This is a genomic window from Candidatus Jordarchaeum sp. (genome assembly GCF_052745115.1).
The window spans coordinates 1-2,147 of record NZ_JBRAKS010000498.1; the positions used below are offsets into that span (position 1 = coordinate 1).

Below are 2,147 nucleotides of genomic sequence, written 5' to 3' on the forward strand. Positions count from 1 at the left end.
CTATATACCAGGTATATAATTAAAACGAGAATTTTATATACTCGTTTTTATTCTGTTGAGTTAAGAGATTTTAAATGGAGGGTTTATTTGCCCGATGGAGTTGCTTTCCTCTGTTCACGCACAAGCTTGAAAAATAAATCAGAAATTAAGATTTGTAAATATGAGGAAGAACCCCACGGAAAAAAAAGAGGAGATATTATACCCTTTAAATTTTCTTGGGATGTTTATGTATTAGGCAAAAAGATGCGAATTCTTATTGATAATTTTAATAGGTTTTATGATAAACGAGTGCTTTACAGAAGCTTTACAGAAGTTATTAATTCGTTAATGCCGCTTATTTATAATTTGGCTCAAGAAAACCGGGAAAAAGCTTTCGAAAGCTTCCGCTCTTATACGTCCTTACGTGAGTTTTTAGGTGACTTTAAAACCCTCGCATCAGCCATTCTTCTAAATAATAGTTCTAATTTTAATAAATTAGATGAATCAACTCTAAACATAAAAAGACTAGAATCTATAGTAGGGAAAGAAATTTCAAATTTAAAACCAGAAAAACGGCTAAGTATCATCATTAAGGAATGGGAAAAATATTTTGGCCAAATTATGGAACTCTTGTTAAAGGATCAATTTAATACAGTAATTTTAGAATATTACATAGATCTGAACTTAATTGATGAGGGGGGGAAAGAGGAATTTAAGGATGTGTTGAAAGAGATTCGCTCCTATGGAATAGTTCCCATTCTTTCAATAAAAAGCTATGGCGTTTCCGAAGAATTAGAAAGCTTGCCTTTAGGATTTGCCTTTCTTGATAATCAGTCTATGCAGTTATTCGAACTACTTATGGACATGTCTAGAGAAAAAAGCGTTACCAGTTTTACCTTATTCGAAATCGTCAGACATCTTCGCGGAGGAACAACAAATTCACTAAATGATGTTACCCAAAAAAGCTTAGATTTACTAGTGGAAAAGGGTTTACTTGAAAAAAAGGATAATAAATACCAAGTAATTCTTTAAAGTGTAAAATATCTTCGGCTTTAACCAAAAATGAATCGATTCAATATTCTTCAACAATTTCAAAGATTTTTAATCATAATTTCCGTCAAATGTGAAATCTAAAAGTCCAATTATTTTTTCGGGAGGAACTATAATATAAAACAATTCTGGATCGAAATGTGAGCGATAAAGTAGTCCGGTTCTAAGCAAATCATCTATGGATTCTAATGTCTCATCCTGGTTAAAATCAACTTTCAATTCTTCATAAAGTAAACTGTATTCTTTCTTAATTTCGTTAAGAGAGATGTAGGGTTCGTAGCAGTATTTTTGGAAGACTCTGGCAATTTTTTGAAAGAGTAAACGTGTTACTATGGTAGTTTGAGTTAGGGAATCAATTATGGCGATTTCATCTTGTACAGTGAAAATATTAGATCCTGCTTCTTGGATATGGTTAGGTTGTATATCTGCGCCCCGAAGAGAAATAGGATAAATTCTTTTTAATATTTCAATAACTGTGCTCGGTTTTCCAATATCGAATTCTAAAACAACATCAGTTAAAAAACGCATTACGGATGGGCGAACATAGGAAGGAAAAGCTATCGTTACCCTTTGATGAGTTATATCCATTAGCTCAGTTTCAGAATATAAGTCAAGGAAGATATTGGCGTCAAGCTGTGAACGGGTTTTATCCTCTTTCCTAATTTTTCTAGCATAACCAGTTTGCGCTGTCGCTATCGTTGTTATGCCAAGCTCTCTAGATTCCTGAAGAAATTTTTTATGAATATTCTGGTTTACCTCATCCACATCGTCCAGTATAATCACCACTTTGTTCTCTACACTCTTTTTCAAATGTCTAAAAGTGTTCCATAATTCGGTTACTGAAGTATTGACAGGAATTGACCCTAATTGGATATTATCGCTGATATACGCATTAATCTGATACATTAATTCTCTAAAACTCTTATAGCAAAGGTTAACAAAAATAGGTGTGATTCCGGTCTCCAAATTATTGGAGAAAGTAGCTAAGGCAAATCTTGCCAGCACTGTTTTACCTATCCCAGAAGGCCCATAAAGCAGAATATTATTTGTTTTATCATCTTCAATTAAGAGAAGGCGCCTTAAGTATGTGGGTTGTTGGGATAGTTCGAAAAGAATAA

The 2,147-nt window shown here is 33.2% G+C and carries 2 protein-coding genes; one reads left to right on the forward strand and one right to left on the reverse strand.

Going from position 1 to position 2,147, the window contains the following annotated elements; genetic code table 11:
- A partial coding sequence (locus tag ACUVXA_RS20100; protein ID WP_445873073.1) for a hypothetical protein occupies positions 1 to 1,011 on the forward strand: 1,011 nt, incomplete at its 5' end.
- Between the two features lie 69 nt (positions 1,012 to 1,080).
- Here ACUVXA_RS20100 and ACUVXA_RS20105 read toward each other — a convergent pair.
- On the reverse strand, positions 1,081 to 2,147 hold a 1,067-nt coding region (locus tag ACUVXA_RS20105), incomplete at its 5' end, for an AAA family ATPase (RefSeq protein WP_445873074.1).